The sequence below is a fragment of the Streptosporangium sp. CA-115845 genome, assembly GCF_050943795.1.
GTDB lineage: Bacteria > Actinomycetota > Actinomycetes > Streptosporangiales > Streptosporangiaceae > Streptosporangium.
The window spans coordinates 343,761-358,894 of sequence record NZ_CP191988.1; the positions used below are offsets into that span (position 1 = coordinate 343,761).

14 protein-coding genes are annotated in these 15,134 nt (G+C 69.9%); 3 read left to right on the forward strand and 11 right to left on the reverse strand.

The window, feature by feature from the left end:
• Positions 1–4 precede the first annotated feature (4 nt).
• The 7 genes from ACQP0P_RS03620 to ACQP0P_RS03650 form a co-directional block, all read right to left on the reverse strand.
• The gene (locus tag ACQP0P_RS03620; RefSeq protein ID WP_433370821.1) at positions 5–2,416 is read right to left on the reverse strand and encodes a GH1 family beta-glucosidase; all 2,412 of its coding nucleotides are present in this window, start codon (positions 2,414–2,416) and stop codon (positions 5–7) included.
• 231 nt (positions 2,417–2,647) lie between these two features.
• The gene (locus tag ACQP0P_RS03625) at positions 2,648–3,277 is read right to left on the reverse strand and encodes a TetR/AcrR family transcriptional regulator (RefSeq protein ID WP_433370824.1); all 630 of its coding nucleotides are present in this window, start codon (positions 3,275–3,277) and stop codon (positions 2,648–2,650) included.
• Positions 3,278–3,377: 100 nt separating this feature from the next.
• On the reverse strand, positions 3,378–4,166 hold the full coding sequence (locus ACQP0P_RS03630) for a hypothetical protein (protein WP_433370826.1): 789 nt from the start codon (positions 4,164–4,166) through the stop codon (positions 3,378–3,380).
• A 4-nt stretch (positions 4,167–4,170) separates the two neighbouring features.
• Positions 4,171–4,812, reverse strand: coding sequence for a response regulator (locus ACQP0P_RS03635; protein ID WP_433370829.1), 642 nt, complete (start codon positions 4,810–4,812; stop codon positions 4,171–4,173).
• Positions 4,803–6,041 (reverse strand): histidine kinase, encoded by a 1,239-nt coding sequence (locus ACQP0P_RS03640; RefSeq protein ID WP_433370832.1) that lies wholly within the window; start codon positions 6,039–6,041, stop codon positions 4,803–4,805. The genes ACQP0P_RS03635 and ACQP0P_RS03640 overlap by 10 nt, the downstream gene beginning before the upstream one ends.
• A gap of 241 nt (positions 6,042–6,282) precedes the next feature.
• Positions 6,283–7,683, reverse strand: a complete 1,401-nt coding sequence (locus ACQP0P_RS03645; protein ID WP_433370835.1) for an MFS transporter — start codon at positions 7,681–7,683, stop codon at positions 6,283–6,285.
• Complete coding sequence (locus ACQP0P_RS03650; protein WP_355548099.1) at positions 7,676–7,810, reverse strand: hypothetical protein; 135 nt, start codon at positions 7,808–7,810, stop codon at positions 7,676–7,678. Before ACQP0P_RS03650 ends, ACQP0P_RS03645 begins: the two co-directional genes overlap by 8 nt.
• Positions 7,811–7,990: 180 nt before the next feature.
• On the opposite strand from ACQP0P_RS03650, the gene ACQP0P_RS03655 reads away from it, so the two are divergent.
• Both ACQP0P_RS03655 and ACQP0P_RS03660 read left to right on the forward strand, forming a co-directional pair.
• Entirely contained in the window at positions 7,991–8,908 is a 918-nt protein-coding gene (locus tag ACQP0P_RS03655; RefSeq protein ID WP_433370838.1) for an SDR family oxidoreductase, read from the forward strand.
• Between the two features lie 251 nt (positions 8,909–9,159).
• Complete coding sequence (locus ACQP0P_RS03660) at positions 9,160–10,122, forward strand: asparaginase (protein WP_433381665.1); 963 nt, start codon at positions 9,160–9,162, stop codon at positions 10,120–10,122.
• 174 nt (positions 10,123–10,296) lie between these two features.
• Here the strand turns inward: ACQP0P_RS03660 and ACQP0P_RS03665 are convergent, their stop codons facing one another.
• Complete coding sequence (locus tag ACQP0P_RS03665; protein ID WP_433370841.1) at positions 10,297–10,806, reverse strand: VOC family protein; 510 nt, start codon at positions 10,804–10,806, stop codon at positions 10,297–10,299.
• A 72-nt stretch (positions 10,807–10,878) separates the two neighbouring features.
• On the opposite strand from ACQP0P_RS03665, the gene ACQP0P_RS03670 reads away from it, so the two are divergent.
• Positions 10,879–11,331, forward strand: a complete 453-nt coding sequence (locus ACQP0P_RS03670; RefSeq protein WP_433370844.1) for a MarR family winged helix-turn-helix transcriptional regulator — start codon at positions 10,879–10,881, stop codon at positions 11,329–11,331.
• 276 nt (positions 11,332–11,607) lie between these two features.
• Here ACQP0P_RS03670 and ACQP0P_RS03675 read toward each other — a convergent pair whose 3' ends face one another.
• The 3 genes from ACQP0P_RS03675 to ACQP0P_RS03685 form a co-directional block, all read right to left on the reverse strand.
• Entirely contained in the window at positions 11,608–12,030 is a 423-nt protein-coding gene (locus tag ACQP0P_RS03675) for a DUF6924 domain-containing protein (RefSeq protein ID WP_433370847.1), read from the reverse strand.
• 1,664 nt (positions 12,031–13,694) lie between these two features.
• Entirely contained in the window at positions 13,695–13,868 is a 174-nt protein-coding gene (locus tag ACQP0P_RS03680) for a hypothetical protein (protein WP_433370850.1), read from the reverse strand.
• 98 nt (positions 13,869–13,966) lie between these two features.
• Positions 13,967–15,127, reverse strand: coding sequence for an ROK family protein (locus ACQP0P_RS03685; RefSeq protein WP_433370853.1), 1,161 nt, complete (start codon positions 15,125–15,127; stop codon positions 13,967–13,969).
• Between the last annotated feature and the right edge of the window lie 7 nt (positions 15,128–15,134).

Here is a 15,134-nt window from a genome sequence, read left to right on the forward strand (position 1 = left end):
TGCGTCAGGTGGACTCCCGGATGACCAGCTCGGTGGGCAGGATCGTCGACGAGGCGGGGCCGCCGTCGATCTGGCGCAGGAGCAGGCGCACCGCCGCCCGTGCCTGGTCCGTCCTGGGCGTGCGTACCGTGGTGAGCGCGGGCACGGTGTAGGAGGCGGCCTCGATGTCGTCGAACCCCGCGATCGCGACGTCGTCGGGCACCCGTCGCCCCGACTCGCTCAGCACCCGCAGGGCGCCGATCGCCATCAGGTCGCCGGCCACGAAGACCGCGTCGAGTGCCGGGTCGTCCCGCAGCAGCTGGCGCATCGCGTCCGCGCCCGAGGCGAGGGTGAGGCCGCCGACGGCGATGATCGACCGGTGCCCGGTGTCGCGCAGCGCCTCGCGGTATCCCCTGAGCCGGTCCTGCGCGGCGATCGTGTCCGGAGGACCGGCGATCGCGGCGATCCGCCGCCGTCCCCGGGCGAGCAGGTGCCTGACCGCCGAGGCGGCGCCGCCGGTGTTGTCGATGTCGGCGTACGAGGTGGGCGCCGACACCGCGGGCCTGCCGAGCGACACGACGGGGACGCCGGTACGGGCCAGCGCGGCGGGCAGCGGATCGGAGCTCAGCGTCGAGTTGAGCACCACCCCGTCCAGGTGTCCCGAGGCGGCGTACCGCTCAACCCGGAGCCGGCCTTCGGCCGAGTCGGCGAGCATGAGGGTGACCCGCTTGCCCGCGTCCTCCAGCTCCCGGGTGGCCGAGCGGACGGTCGCGGAGAACAGCGGATCGTCGGCGTACGCCCCGGCCGGGGAGCCGGAGACGACCAGCGCGATCGAGTCGGTGCGCCTGGTCACCAGGGAGCGGGCCGCCGAGTTGGGGACGTAGCCCAGCTCGTTGACCGCGTCCAGGACGATGGCGCGGAACTCGTCGCTGACCGTGCCCTCACCGTTGATCACCCGGGAGACCGTCGACCTCGACACACCGGCGCGGGCGGCGACCGCCTCCAGCGTGGGACGCCTGACCCGCTCGCGGTGCAGCCCGTTGTGCCGGATCACCTCGCGATACCAGAGCGCGCTGTCCTTGGGCAGCCGCCGCTGCGTCTCGAAGTCGACGTGCACGATCCCGAAGCGCTTGTCGTATCCCTCGGCCCACTCGAAGTTGTCCAGCAGCGACCAGACCAGGAAGCCGCGCAGATCCGAACCGGCCTCGACGGCGGCGTGCGCGGCCCGCAGGTGGCCCTCGAAGAAGGCGGTCCTGTCGGCGTCGTGCACGCGGTCGCCCGTCACCACGTCGTCGAACGCGGCGCCGTTCTCGGTGACCAGCAGGCCGACCTCGGGGTAGTCGCGGGAGAGCCGGGTGAGCAGCTGGGAGAGCCCGATCGGCACGATCGCCCAGCCCATCGCGGTCGTCGGGGCATGGGCGCCGCTGAAGCGGATGTCCTCGCTCCCGGGATAGGCGGCGTTGGCCGGCTCACCCGGCTCCGACCGCACCACGCAGGGCGTGTAGTAGTTGATCCCGAGCAGGTCGAGGGGCTGGTTGATCGCTTCGAGGTCGCCGTCGCGGATGTGGTCGAGCCCGCCCATCCGATCCATGATCGCGAGCACCGGGGCGGGATAGCCGCCGCGCAGGGCGGGGTCGAGGTACTGCCGGTTGATGAGGCAGTCGATCCGGTTCACCGCCTCGGCGTCCTCGGCGGACGGCACGAGGTCGGGGTCGCTCACCTGGTCAGGTGTGATCACCGGTGCGAGGTTCAGGGTGAGGGCGATCTCGCGGGCGCCCGACTCGCGCAGCACCCGGGCGCCCAGCCCGTGGGCGAGCAGGAGATGGTGGGAGGCGCGGAAGGCCTCGGCCGCCGACGCGCGGCCCGGCGCGTGCGCGCCGATACCGTACCCCAGCACCGAGGCCACCCACGGCTCGTTGACCGTCATCCAGGTCCCGACGCGGTCGCCGAGCCGGTCGTGCACGACTCGCGTGTAGTCGGCGAAGCGGTAGGCCGTGTCACGATTGGTCCACCCGCCGAGATCCTCCAGCGCCTGGGGGAGATCCCAGTGGTAGAGCGTCACGTACGGCGCGATGTCGGCCGCCAGCAACTCGTCCACCAGCCGGTCGTAGAAGTCGAGCCCGGCGGCGTTGGCGGGTCCGGAGCCCGACGGCTGGATCCGGGGCCAGGCCACCGAGAACCGGTACGCCCCGAGACCCAGCTCCGCCATCATGCGGACGTCGCCGGCGTAGCGATGGTAGTGGTCGCAGGCCACGTCGCCGGTGTGGTCGCCGGCGGTCCTGCCGGGCGTGTGGGAGAAGGTGTCCCAGATCGACGGACCGCGCCCGTCGTCTCGCGCGGCGCCCTCGATCTGGTACGCGGCGGTGGCCGCCCCCCAGACGAAGCCGTCGGGAAAGGCCAGGGTCTCGCCCCGAGCCGAGATGGTCGTTGCGGTCATCCTTCGACAACTCCCCGCTGGTTCTCGCGATTGCCAGGACGCGCGGAACGTCCTGGCCGGTGGAAACACCTCAACGCCATTCTGGGCACGGTCGAAGCCCGGCGTCGAGAGGATCGCCATTCCGAACCGGCGCGCCTTCCCGGCCCCGTGTTCATGATCGGTGACACGGTAACCGATACCGCCGACAACGAGGCCGCTCCGGGACCGCGGGAGACCTCCCGGCGCACGCCCTCAGGCGCCGCGCGGGGTCAGCATGCGGTCGACCAACTGCTGGAGATGGGCGAGGAAGTACTGTCGCGCCTGCGGGTCGGTGGAGGCGGAGTTGTGCCCATCGGTGTTGATCTCGCCGTGCATGAACCCGTACACGCTCCAGATCAGCGTCTGCACCGTCTGTTCCAGGTTCACCCGGTCGTCGATCAGACCGGCCTCCACGGCGGGGCGCAACGCCTCGCAGATGAGGTGGATGACGGGGTCCTTGTAGGTCGCCTCAAGTTCGGGGATGTCGGCGGCGTCGCCGAGCCAGCGGTGTGCCCACAGTGAGGGGACCTGCGGGTTGGCGAGGAAGAACTCCAGAAAGCGCGCCGCGAGCCGGTACACGACGGCGCGGGCCTCCTCGGGGCCGGCGACCGGGAGCGCGCTGAGCACATCTGTCGCGATGCCGCGCTCCATCCGGCTGCCGTGGTCGACGACGGTCAGGTAGAGCTCACGTTTGTCGCCGAACCGCCGCTGCAGCCACGTCAGGTCCTCCCCCGAGGCCTCCGCGATATCGTGCAGCGACGTGCCGTCGTAGCCGAACGCGGCGAAGAGCCGCGCCGCGATGTCGATGACCGCCTGGCCCTGCGGGTCGTCGGAGGGAAGCATGATTCCAATTCAAGTCCCGCATCAGGGCGGAGAGGGCCACGTACTGGTTTTGACCTGGTCAAACCTGTGCGTGTAATACACCGTCGGTGAAGGGCGCGGGTCACGAGGGGAGGATACGCGTCGCGCCGGCCGCGGTTAGGGTGGTGATCCGCCGCGGGGCGGTGGAGTCGCGCCGTACCTGGACGGTCGCGTTCCCGTCGCCGGTCCGCACGTCGTAACCGTCCTCGCCCGGCACCCTGACCCCCACGTCCCCGGCCGTCCGCACCACGGCCCTGACGTCGCCGGGCGGGCTCGCGAACCCCAGTTCGACGTCTCCGATGCCGGTCTCGACGTCGGCTCCGGTGGACCTCAGACCGGTGCCGTGCACGTTCCCCACCTCCGTCCGTGCCCGCAGCGCGCCCCGCGCGCCGTCCACGACCACGTCGCCCGCGGCGGTCGAGAGGCGCAGGTCGCCCCAGACGCCGTTGACCGACACGGTCCCGAAGCGGCTCTGCACCTCGACGTCGGTGGTCACGGGCAGGCTCAGGGTGTAGTCGGCCCGGCAGTTCGGGCCGTCTGGACGGTCGCCGCCGGGGCAGCGGACGCCGATCGTGAGCGTCCGCCCGTCCCAGTCCTCGGTGACCACGGGACGGTCCAGGGCCCACTGGAGCGTCCGCTCCAGGTCCAGCCGTCGTTCCGCGCCGCCGACGACCGAGACGTTGACGTAACCGGTGGTCTCCACGACGATCTCCGGCGAGGTGAGCGCGTGGGACCGCAGCGTGGTCTCGGCGACCCGGCGGGCCTGGGTGACCTCGCTCCACGCCGCGATGGAGGTGAGGGCCACGGTGAGCGCGGTGAGCGTACCGCCCACGACGATCCAGGCTTTTCTGGCGTTGCTCCGTATCGGCATGTTCTCAAACCTTCAGGAATCGCAGGACGGCGAGCACCCGGCGGTGGTCCTTGTCGGCGCCGGAGAGGTCGAGCTTGGTGAAGATGTTGTTGATGTGCTTTCCGACCGCGCTCTCCGAGACCACCAGGGCCTCGGCGATCCCGGTGTTGGACCGGCCCTCCGCGATCAGCGAGAGCACCTCGTACTCCCTGCGGGTCAGCCGGTCCAACGGGTCGCTGTGCCTGCGCAGCAGGAGCTGGGCGACCACCTCGGGGTCCAGCGCGGTGCCTCCGGCGGCGATCCGGCGCAGCGCGTCGAGGAACTCCTCGACGTCGGCCACCCGATCCTTGAGCAGGTAGCCGATCCCGCTGGTCGCGGTGGACAGCAGCTGGGTGGCGTAGCGCTCCTCGACGTACTGGGAGAGCACCAGGATCGCGAGCGCCGGCCGCTGGCGGCGCAGCACGAGCGCCGCGCGCAGGCCCTCGTCGGTGTGCGAGGGCGGCATCCGCACGTCGGTGACGACGAGGTCGGGAACGTGTTCGTCCACGGCACGCAGCAGCCCCTCGGCGTCGGAGACGGCGGCCACGACCTCGATGCCCACCGAGCCGAGCAGGCGGATGAGCCCCTCTCGCAGCAGTACGGAATCCTCGGCGAGCACTACGCGCACGGTAGCTCCACTCTGATCGTCGTCGGCCCGCCCGGCGGGCTGTCGACGTACAGGATGCCGTCCACGGAGCCGACCCGGCGGGCCAGGCCGCGCAGCCCCGTTCCCAGGTCGGGGTCCGCGCCGCCCTGGCCGTCGTCGTGGACGGCCAGGTGCAGCCGGTCGCCGCGGCGCTCCACGGTGACCTCGGCGCCGGACGCCCGCGCGTGCTTGGTGATGTTGGTCAGCGCCTCGGAGACGACGAAGAACGCCACCGCCTCGACCGTGGGGGAGACCCGCTCGGAGATGTCGACGTCCAGCCGCACGGAAAACGGGGCCCGCGCGGCGAGGCCGGACAGCGCCGCGTCCAGGCCCTGGTCGTTGAGCACGGCCGGGTGCAGCCCCCGGACGAAGTCGCGCAGTTCCTTCAGCGCCTGCTTGGCCTCCTCGTGCGCCTGCACGATCACCTCGCGGGCGGGCTCCGGCAGGTCGGTGAGGGTCGCGCGGGCCATGCCCAGGTTCATCGCCAGCGACACCAGCCGCTGCTGGGTGCCGTCGTGCAGGTCCCGCTCGATGCGGCGGCGCTCGGCGTCAGCGGCGTCGACCACCTCGGCCCTGCTCTCCCGCAGCGTCTCGACCCGCAGCACCAGCTGGTCGCTGAGGCTGGGGCCGAGCAGGGCCTCGGCGGCGATCACGTCCAGCATCGCGAATCCGCGGGCCACCCACGGCCCGGAGACGAGCAGCGTCCCCGAGACGAGGATGAACACCGTGCTCTGCCAGGTCTCCCCCATCGCCCAGCTCCGCATCGCGAGCGCGGCGGTGACCAGGCCGCCCGCCCACGCCCCGACGACCGAGGCGGCGCCGACGCCGCTGATCAGCGGGGCCAGCAGGTGGTACGAGAGCCGGCGCCAGGTGCTCCGCGTCCTGGCCTCCTGGAGCAGCCGCCCGAAGGGGTTCCTGCTCAGCGGGCGGTGCGGGACCGGGGGGATGTCGACGTCGAGGAAGGCGGCGAACCGGGACCGCTGCACCCGGGTGAGCAGCCGGACGACCCAGAAGAACAGCAGCAGCGCGACCACCGGGACCACCACGGTCCACACGAACAGCACCGACGCCACGGTCAGCCCCGCGATCACCGCCGCGCCCAGCAGGGCGATCGGCAGGCCCGTCACCAGGTGCGCGGTGCGGAGCCAGGTCTGTGCCGACCAGTGGGCGCTGATCCTCGACCAGGGGGTGGTCGCCTCGATGCCGCTCATGGGACCACCGTAGGGACTGCGGCGGCTTGGGCACATGGGCGAGGTATCCAGGAAAAAGGTGGGGTTTACCCCACCTTGTAGTGCCGGGGTGCCTTCCGGCGTGAGCCGGAGCCCGGGTCTGGAGCGGAAACGGCGTCGAGATCCCCGACGCCCCGGGGCCTCACGGGTGTGGCAGCCCGGGGGCGGGCTCTCACCCCCGTGGAGTCGTGCCGGAGTGGCCTGTGGGCGGCCCGGGGCCCGGTCAGGCTGGGGAGGACTCCGGCTGGGCGGACCGGTCGCGAGGCAGGGCGGCGACGGCGACGACGATCAGCGTGGGCAGTACCAGAGCCCACAGGAAGGCTGACCGGTAGCCGTCGGCGAGCGCCTGCGCGCCGGTCTCCCCACCGGTGACAGCGGCGGCCACCGCGCTCATCACCGCCAGGCCCAGTGGTGCGCCGAGCTGGAAGGAGGTGTTCAGCAGCCCGGACGCCAGCCCCTGGTCGCACTCAGGCACCCCGGTGGTCGACACGATCATCGAGGGGGCGAACATCAATCCGGCGCCCAGCCCGCTGAGCAGCAGGCCGGGCAGGACCCCGGCCCACAGGGCGTCCGCCGGGGACAGGCCGAGCACGAGCAGCCCCAGCGCGGCGGCGGAGGCACCGCCCACGAGCATCCGCCGCAGCCCGAACCGGGCGATCAGGGCTCCCGCCTTTCCAGAGACCGCGACGATGACCGCGGTGACGGGGGCGAAGGCCAGCCCGGTCTGCAGGGGGGACAGCCCGGCCACGTTCTGCAGGGAGAGCGTGGTGAAGTACTGCGTCACCAACACGATGGAGGCGGACAGGACGCAGATCAGATTCCCGTACCTCACGTAGGGGTTGGCGAACATCGCCGGTTTCACCAGCGGTACGGCCACCCGGCGCTCGACGACCACGAATGCCCCGAGGGCGACGGCCGAGGCCACCGCCATCGACCAGACGGTCGCCGTCCCGCCCTGGGACGCGCGGGTCACCGCCGCGACCAGCAGGACCATGCCGCCGGTCAGGAGGGCGGCTCCGGCCAGGTCGAGGCGGCGCTCCCCGCCGGGGCGGTGATCGCGAACCAGTCGCAACACCATCACGATCACAGCGACGCCGGCGGGAAGGTTGATCATGAAGATCGCCCGCCAGTGCACCAGGTCGGTCAGCAGGCCGCCGACCAGGGCGGCGCCGGTCGCCCCCGCGGAGGCCACCGCACCCCAGACGCCGAGCGCCCGGTTGCGCGCGTCGCCCTCGACGAACGCCGTGGTGACCAGTGCCAGTGCCGTGGGTGACACCAGGGCGCCGCCCACACCCTGCAGGGCTCGCGCGGCGAACATGGTCGCCGGGCCGCTCGCCAGCCCGGCCAGGGCCGACGCCGCGGTGAAGACCACCAGTCCCGCGACGAGCACGCGCCGGTGTCCGAACAGGTCGCCGGCTCGCCCTGCGGCGATCATGAATCCGCCGTACGCCAGGCCGTAGGCGGTGACGACCCACTGCAGGTCTGTCGGGGAGATGCCGAGGTCGGCGCCCATCGAGGGCAGGGCGACCGTCACCACCACCAGGTCCAGCACGAGCATGATCTGCGCGGTGCACAGCACGGTGAGCAGCAGTCCGGGCCGCTGGACGGGACCGGGGTCAGTCACGGTCCCGGTCCCTGGAGAGGGGGGCCGCCTGCCCGTGCTCGACAGGGCTCTCCCCGGTGATCGTGTATCGCGGGCGGTTGTCCGGCAGGCCCCGGGACGGCACCGAACCCGCTGTGCTCTCGTGCATGGCCCTACTCTCTCGTTTATAAACGACTGTTCGTTTATAAACGTAGCCGGACCGGATACAGTTAACAAACAGTCATTCACTAATGGGGTGGGGGCCCGGCGGGATCTCACCCGCCGTCCTGGGGCACTCGCCCGAGCCATGGCCTCCGCATACCCGAGACCAGACAGAGAAGGAGATCCCGTGCAGGACCACCAGGGAGATGTCGTGCGGGCGGGCGGAGCCGTCGCGCTCGTCGCGGGCGGGACCCGTGGCGCCGGACGCGGCATCGCCGCCGAACTCGGCGCGGCGGGCATGACCGTGTACGTCACCGGACGCAGCACCAGACAGGGGCGCTCCGACCTGGACCGGCCGGAGACGATCGAGGACACCGCCGAACTGGTCTCGGCGCGCGGCGGGACCGGCATCGCCGTCCGCTGCGACCACTCCGACCCCGAGCAGGTACGCGCGCTCGCCGACCGGATCGGACGTGAGCAGGGCAGGCTCGACCTGCTCGTCAACGACGTGTGGGGCGGCGATCCGCTCGCCGAGTGGGACAGGCCGCTCTGGGAGCACGACCTGGACAACGGGCTGCGCCTGCTGCACCGGGCCGTGGACACCCACATCATCACCAGCCGTTTCGCGCTGCCGCTGATGATCGCCCGGAGGAGCGGCCTGGTCGTCGAGATCACCGACGGCACCGAGCGTGATGTCGACGAGGTGCTGGGCGGTTATCGCGGTTCGTTCTTCTACGACCTGGCCAAGCACACGGTCATCCGGCTCGCCCGCAACCAGGCCGCCGAGTTGAAGCCGCACGGTGTGGCGGCGGTCGCGCTGACCCCCGGCTTCCTGCGCTCCGAGGCCATGCTGGACCACTTCGGTGTCACCGAGGAGAACTGGCGGGACGGCGCGCTGAAGGATCCGCACTTCGCCGCCTCGGAGACGCCCGCCTACATCGGCCGGGCCGTGGCCGCGCTCGCCGCCGACCCGGAGATCATGGCCAGGACCGGCGGGTCGTACAGCACGGGCGAATTGGCGGCGGAGTACGGCTTCACCGACGTCGACGGTTCGCAGCCTGATTTCATCACCTACTACCGGGATTTCCTCGCCCGGACCTCCTGACATCGCGGGAGCCCGCCCGCGTTCCCCGTCCGGTGCGCCGGTCGCCCTGGAGGCAGGTGACACCGCGCCGCCCGAACATAACCCCAATAGGGGTACCTATGGGTTATAAATAGAGGTGACCGAACCCGGGGTGCCCGTGTCGGCGATGAGCGTCACCGGAGCCGCCCACCGGGTTCCGGCGCTCGCCGCTCCGCGTGGCCGTCCGCGGGAACGAACGCGTTACGGCCGAAGGGAGCCTGTCCTTGAAGCGTGTGCTGCTGCTGGCGACCGGTGACGTCATCGCCCACTCCTACGCCCCCGGTCGTCCGGGCGTCGCCTCCGGGGCCGAACTCCTGAAGGCCCTCCCGCCCGGCGCGATCGCGGCGGACGTGGTGGCCGAGGACGTGATGGCGGAGCCCAGCTGGGACATGTCCCCCCCGACCATGCTGGAGCTGGCCCGCCGGGCGCGCTCGGCCATCCTGGAACGCGGGTTCGACGGTGTCGTGATCACTCACGGCACCGACGCGCTGGAGGAGACCGCGTACCTGGTGGATCTGCTCGCGGGCCGGGCGGCCGAGCGCGGCGCCATCGTGCTGACCGGTGCCGTCCGCTCCCTGGACGAACTCTCCCCCGACGGCCCGCGCAACCTCGCCTCCTCGCTCGCGGCCGCGGCCGACGACGCGCTGCGGGGCGCCGGGGCCGTCGTGTGCCTGAACGACGAGATCCACGCGGCCCGCTGGGTCACCAAGGTCGACGCCACCAGCGTCGCGGGGTTCTCGTCGGCGCCCTTCCCGGTGCTGGGCCGGGTGACCGGCGGCCGGGTCGAGACGCTGTCCGCCGCACCGCGCCGGCCGCCCGCCTTCGGTGGGGACCCGGCGTCGGACGTCGCGCTGATCAAGACCTATCCGGGGATCGACCCCGTGCTGCTCACCGCCGTGGTGGACGCCGGGGCGCAGGGCGTCGTGCTGGAGGGGACCGGCCTGGGCAACGTGCCGGTCGGGCTCTTCACGACGATCGCCGAGCTGACGGAGTGGGGGATCCCGGTGGTCGTCGCGTCGAGGTGCCGCACCGGTGCGGTCCCGCTTGACGAGATGCGCCTCGGCACCGGGCTCGCCGCCCGCGTCGGGGCGATCGGGGCCCGCGGCCTGGCGCCCTCGAAGGCCCGGTGCGCGCTGATGGTCGCCCTCGGGACCGGCGGGATCGACGCGGTACGCGACTGGTTCGGCAGGCTCTGACGCCCCGCGAGGAAATTATGGACGGCTGAAAATCGTCAAAAGGGGAGTATCCCCGAACCGGGTGGGCAGGTCCGGGGAGTCCGTGATCCGGCGGAGGGCTGGGGAGGCCTCCGCCGGATCGCCCCCCTCTTTCCCGCGCGGGTCGCGCGTGCGGTCGGTCGTTCCCCGAGATGATCAGACGGGGATCGAGACGCCGAGGCCGCCGCGGGTGTCGGCGCCGTAGCGCTCCTTCTCCCTGGCGATGTCGAGAGGCTTGATGGCGCTGCGCCCGCTCAGCGTCTCTGAGGTGAGCAGGTCGGCGGGGACCAGCCAGGAGACCTCGAACTCCAGCCCGTCGGGGTCCTTGGCGTACAGGGCCTTGGTGGTGGAGTGGTCGGAGGCGCCGACGAGGGCGTTGAGCTCGCCGAGCTTGACGGCGATCCGCTCCAGCTCCCGCAGCGTGTCGACCTCCCAGGCCAGGTGGTAGAGGCCGACGGTCGAGCGCCCGGCTCCCGAGGGGCCCGCCTGCGCGCCGAGCTCGAAGAGGCCGAGGTCGTGGTCGTTGCTGGACCCCGAGGCCTGCAGGAAGGCGGCGCCCGGCATGCCCATGACCACCTTGAAGCCGAGCGCCTCCTGGTAGAAGGCGACGCTGCGCTCGACGTCGCGCACGAAGAGAACGGCGTGGTTGAGCCGCTGGACCGGCATGGTTCCTCCCAAAAACTTGAACTCTCAAGTAGATTACTCCCGCTTTGTTGAGAGTTCAAGTAAGCTTGCGCCGTGACGCGATGGCTGGACGACGACGAGCAGCGCACCTGGCGTGCGTTCATGGCCGCCTCGCAGCTCGTTCAGGAGGAGCTGGACCGGCAGCTGCAGCGCGACTCCGGCATGCCGCACGCCTACTACGCCATGCTGGTGAAACTCTCCGAGGCACCCGGCCGGATGATGCGGATGAGCGAGCTGGCGACGGAGCTCAACTCCTCGCAGAGCCGCCTGTCGCACGCGATGAAGCGACTGGAGGAGCGCGGCTGGGCGCGGCGCGAGCCGTGCGCCGCCGACAAGCGGGTGAGCTGGGCGATCCTCACCGACGAGGGACTCGCGGTCCTCACCGCCGCCGCCCCCGGCCACGTCGAGGCCGTACGCCAGACCCTCTTCGACCGCCTGACCCCCACCCAACTCCGTCAACTACAGGAGATCTGCGCCGCCCTCCTCCCCACCTCGAACCCCTCGTAGCCACATCCCACGGGGCCACCGCCCTGTGGGACCTCATCCAGCAAGTGGAACTCGACCTGTGGCGAACCTCACCACCTGGCGGCCACCCGCCCACACCCGACCTGGACAGCCGTCCGGATCCGCCGCTGCCCGCAGCCCCGGGGCCGGTGCCGGTGCCCCTCATCCTGCCCCCAGGACGCGCCGAATTTCCCCGCGGCGTAGTGGTCGTCCGACAGGCCGTCATCGTCCCCCAAGGTCCTACTGGTGACGTTCCGTGCTCCTTGGCGGCGTAGCGGTTCAGCCGCGGAACCCACGGAAGACGCCGTCCGCGTCGGCGCTCTCGGCGAACTCGCCGAAGTCCATGTTGGCGATGGAGAGGTTGGCGTGAATCCCGGGGATCTCAGAGGGGATGACGCGCATCTCCCATGTGCATTCCAGTTCGATGACCAGGAACGGCATCTCCTGCGAATCGATGGTGACCTTGTCGGCGACGATGAGGATCGGGTCTTTGTAGCCGTCCGGGAGCAGGGCGAGGAGCCGCTGCCAGGTGAGGCCTTGATAGGCGGGGTTCTCGACGACCTTCACCTGGCCCGAGAACTCCTTTGCCCAACCGTCCCTGTCGATATCGCCGAGCGAGTCGCGTACGGCCTGCCATCGTTCCTGGTCGGAGAAGTCGGTACGCACCACGAGCAGGGCATCGGCTTTGGGCAGCATGTCCATTGCACCCCTCCAGTCGCTATCGTCATTGTTGTCGTCCGCGCTCTATCATTGCTGGTCGGCCCAGGTGGACACCCACCCTTCAGTGACCGTCCGCAAAGAGCCGCGAGTTCGCATCAGATGCAATTGGCGGCAGTTGGAACAACGGAGCAGCCGTTGGCGGTGAGAACGACCCTGCTTCTCGTTGTGGCGATGAGGTGGTCGAACATTAAGGGGGCAGGTGCCCAGGGTCTGCCTCGCAGGTCTGTGCCGAGGCCCTGTCGTGGCTCTTGGCAGGGAGGGCGAGCCGGATCGGGCCGCTCGTTAAGCGTCGGATCCGTGTCATGAGCTTTAAAATCTTGGTTACCTCTATGTGAATAACTGTGCATGAATAAGTTTCTTATTGGGCTTTCAACGTCATTTTCGACGCACCGGCGCCTGTCTGGGTGATCACATGACGATGGTTGCGGCTCGGGAGGGTATCGGTCTGCTCAATACCATCCTGCGGGCGGGGAGTTCTCTGGCGGGACCCCGAGTGTGAAGGGGGGTGCCGAAGTGCTGCCGGTTCGGCTTTTTACCTACTGAGCAGGTATGTCACGGCTGATGCCTTGCACATCAGGAGTTTCCGTTGTCCCTGCCGACCGTCGGCGGCATTGACCGAAATGTACGTTTTGTGAGCACTATCCCTTACGGATTCCCAGCTTTTGGTTGCGGATTGGACCAAAAAAACGCAAAAATGTTGTCCGCGCGAGGCGGTATTTGCCTCGCTGCGTAGAGTTACATGAGTTCGCTCACCGACGCCACCGGGAAAGGTTTACGGTGGTTGGGCTCTGAAACACGGAGCGAGTACGCTCATGACAGGTGCCGCAGTTGGTGCCTACAGGGAAAAACCCCCGATCGCGCACACCTGGTCCGGTATGCGCGCCCGAGGGTTCTTCCTTCGCGCGTTTCACCTTGCAACAGCGCTGGTATCTGGAGGGAAGAGCCGGCTATGCGCAGCCGGGTCCTCCAGGTACCACTGCAAGGATCTTCTCCACCTGATGGACTACCTGGAAGAGCCCGCTTGCGACGAGGTGCGCGAGCACCGCGTTCTCAAGTTCCCCGGGCATCCATCGACGCCACCAACCTTCGTTGGCGACCATGGCGATCCCTTGCCTTCGCTTGAGGCCGAGACTTGTGCCGGCTGGTCACTGTTGACCGTCCGCCCGGGCTCGACCTCACTGACTCCGGACGGTAAACCGACCTCTTCAGTAGGTCATGGCACGTCAAACGCCCGAGCCAATCCCTCAGGGAGATTTCTATCGGATCCGGGGCGGGCAGCAGAGTCGTTTCCCGGACTGATTTCGTGACTTTTCCGGACGCGCATATTCTCCCTGGTCACGGGCGGTTACCGACGAGTCACTTATGTTCGTAGATTACATGATCTTGCCTCTGGCGACCCGAAATTTCCGACGAATTGCCATAAATCAGACACAGGTATTCGGATATATATAAATCCCGCAAATGGTTACCATAAAACCGTGCAAATATCATCGCCGATGAACCCGGGAGCTGCTATCTTGATCATCTCTGGCTCAAAAGTAAAGTTTATTCACATATTTCTGCCGAATGGAATGATATTCGGGAGCGTGAGGCTAGGAACACCGCATCACTGACGGCACCGTCGGGAACGCTTTTGCGGCTTCCCGTCAAGGCGCGACCAGCAGACCGGCCTGTGGAATGGCGTTCATCAGCCGATGCGGGAGGGTCGGTTCCGGCGTGCCCGGCGGCGCCGCAGGCACCGGCCCCGCGTCGGCCCGCTGCCCGGCCGACGAGCGGTCGGCCGGGCGGCTGCGGCGGATCCAGACCGAGCGTGAGGGCACCTATGGCTCCCCCGAATGACCGCCGAGCTGCGCGCAGCCGGGATCGAGGTCCGGGATCGAGGTCAACGTGAAACCTGCGAGCCTGTGGAGCGGACCATCTAAGCGTTCTCACCGCGGCTCGACAGCGTCGCGATCGGATTCGCGAGGACCCGGTGGATGATCTGTCCGGCGGCTCCCAGGGGGGCGGCGTCGCTGCCGAGCCGGGAGACGGTCAGTTCGGGGACGGTGTGCCGCATCCCGGTCAGCCGGGCGGTCATCGCCTGGTGGACCGGGTCGCGGATCCACGGGAAGAGCGGGGCGAAGACGCCGCCCAGCACGATCATGCCGGGGTCCATCAGATGGATCGCCGAGGTGAGGGCGATGCCGAGCGCCTGTCCGGCGCGTTCGCAGGCCTCCAGCGCGCCGGGCTCGCCCGCGCGCAGGCTCTCCAGCAGTTCGGGGATGCCGGGCAGGCCGCAGGCTCGGAGCAGGGCCTCCTGCCCGGCGTACTGCTCCAGACAGCCCCGGCCGCCGCAGCGGCAGGCCGGACCGTCCGGATGGACGACCACGTGCCCCAGCTCCCCGGCGAGACCGCGGGCGCCGCGGAACAGGGTGCCGCCCACCACCAGGCCCGCGCCGATGCCGATCTCCCCCGACACGTGCAGGAAGTCGCCGGGGGCCGACCCGAACCAGAGCTCGCCCAGGGCCGCGAGGTTTGCCTCGTTGTCCACCTCGACGGGGAAGTCCAGCAGGTCGGAGACGCGGACGTGGTGCCAGCCGAGGTTGGGGGCGGTGTGCACGAGCCCCCCGTCCACCGGGCCGGGCACCGCGAGGGTCGATCCGGCGATGGCCAGGCCCTCCAGGCGGGCTTCATCCACAGCCCTGTGGGCAAGTTCTGCCAGGCGGGAGAGGGTTTCCACAGGGGAGGCCCTACGGTTGTCCACAGCCTGTGAATATCGGAGCCGTACCGTGAGGGTGAGGTCGACCACGCAGGCGGACAGGTAGTCGACGTTGATCTCCAGGCCGAGCGCGGCGACCCGCCGCCCGCTGAGCACCACCGCCGTGCCCGGCCGGCCCCGCTCGCCGTCCCGCAGCGCGCCGGACTCGGCGACCATGCCCGCCTCGATCAGGTCGGCGACCATCTTCGACACCGTCGTCTTCGTCAGCCCGGTGATCTCGGCCAGCGCCGCCCGGGTGGCCGGGCCGTTCCTGCGGATCTCGCCGAGGACCACGCCGAGGTTGCGGGCGCGCATCGAGTCGTGGCGTACGGCCTGTGTCATGGAACAT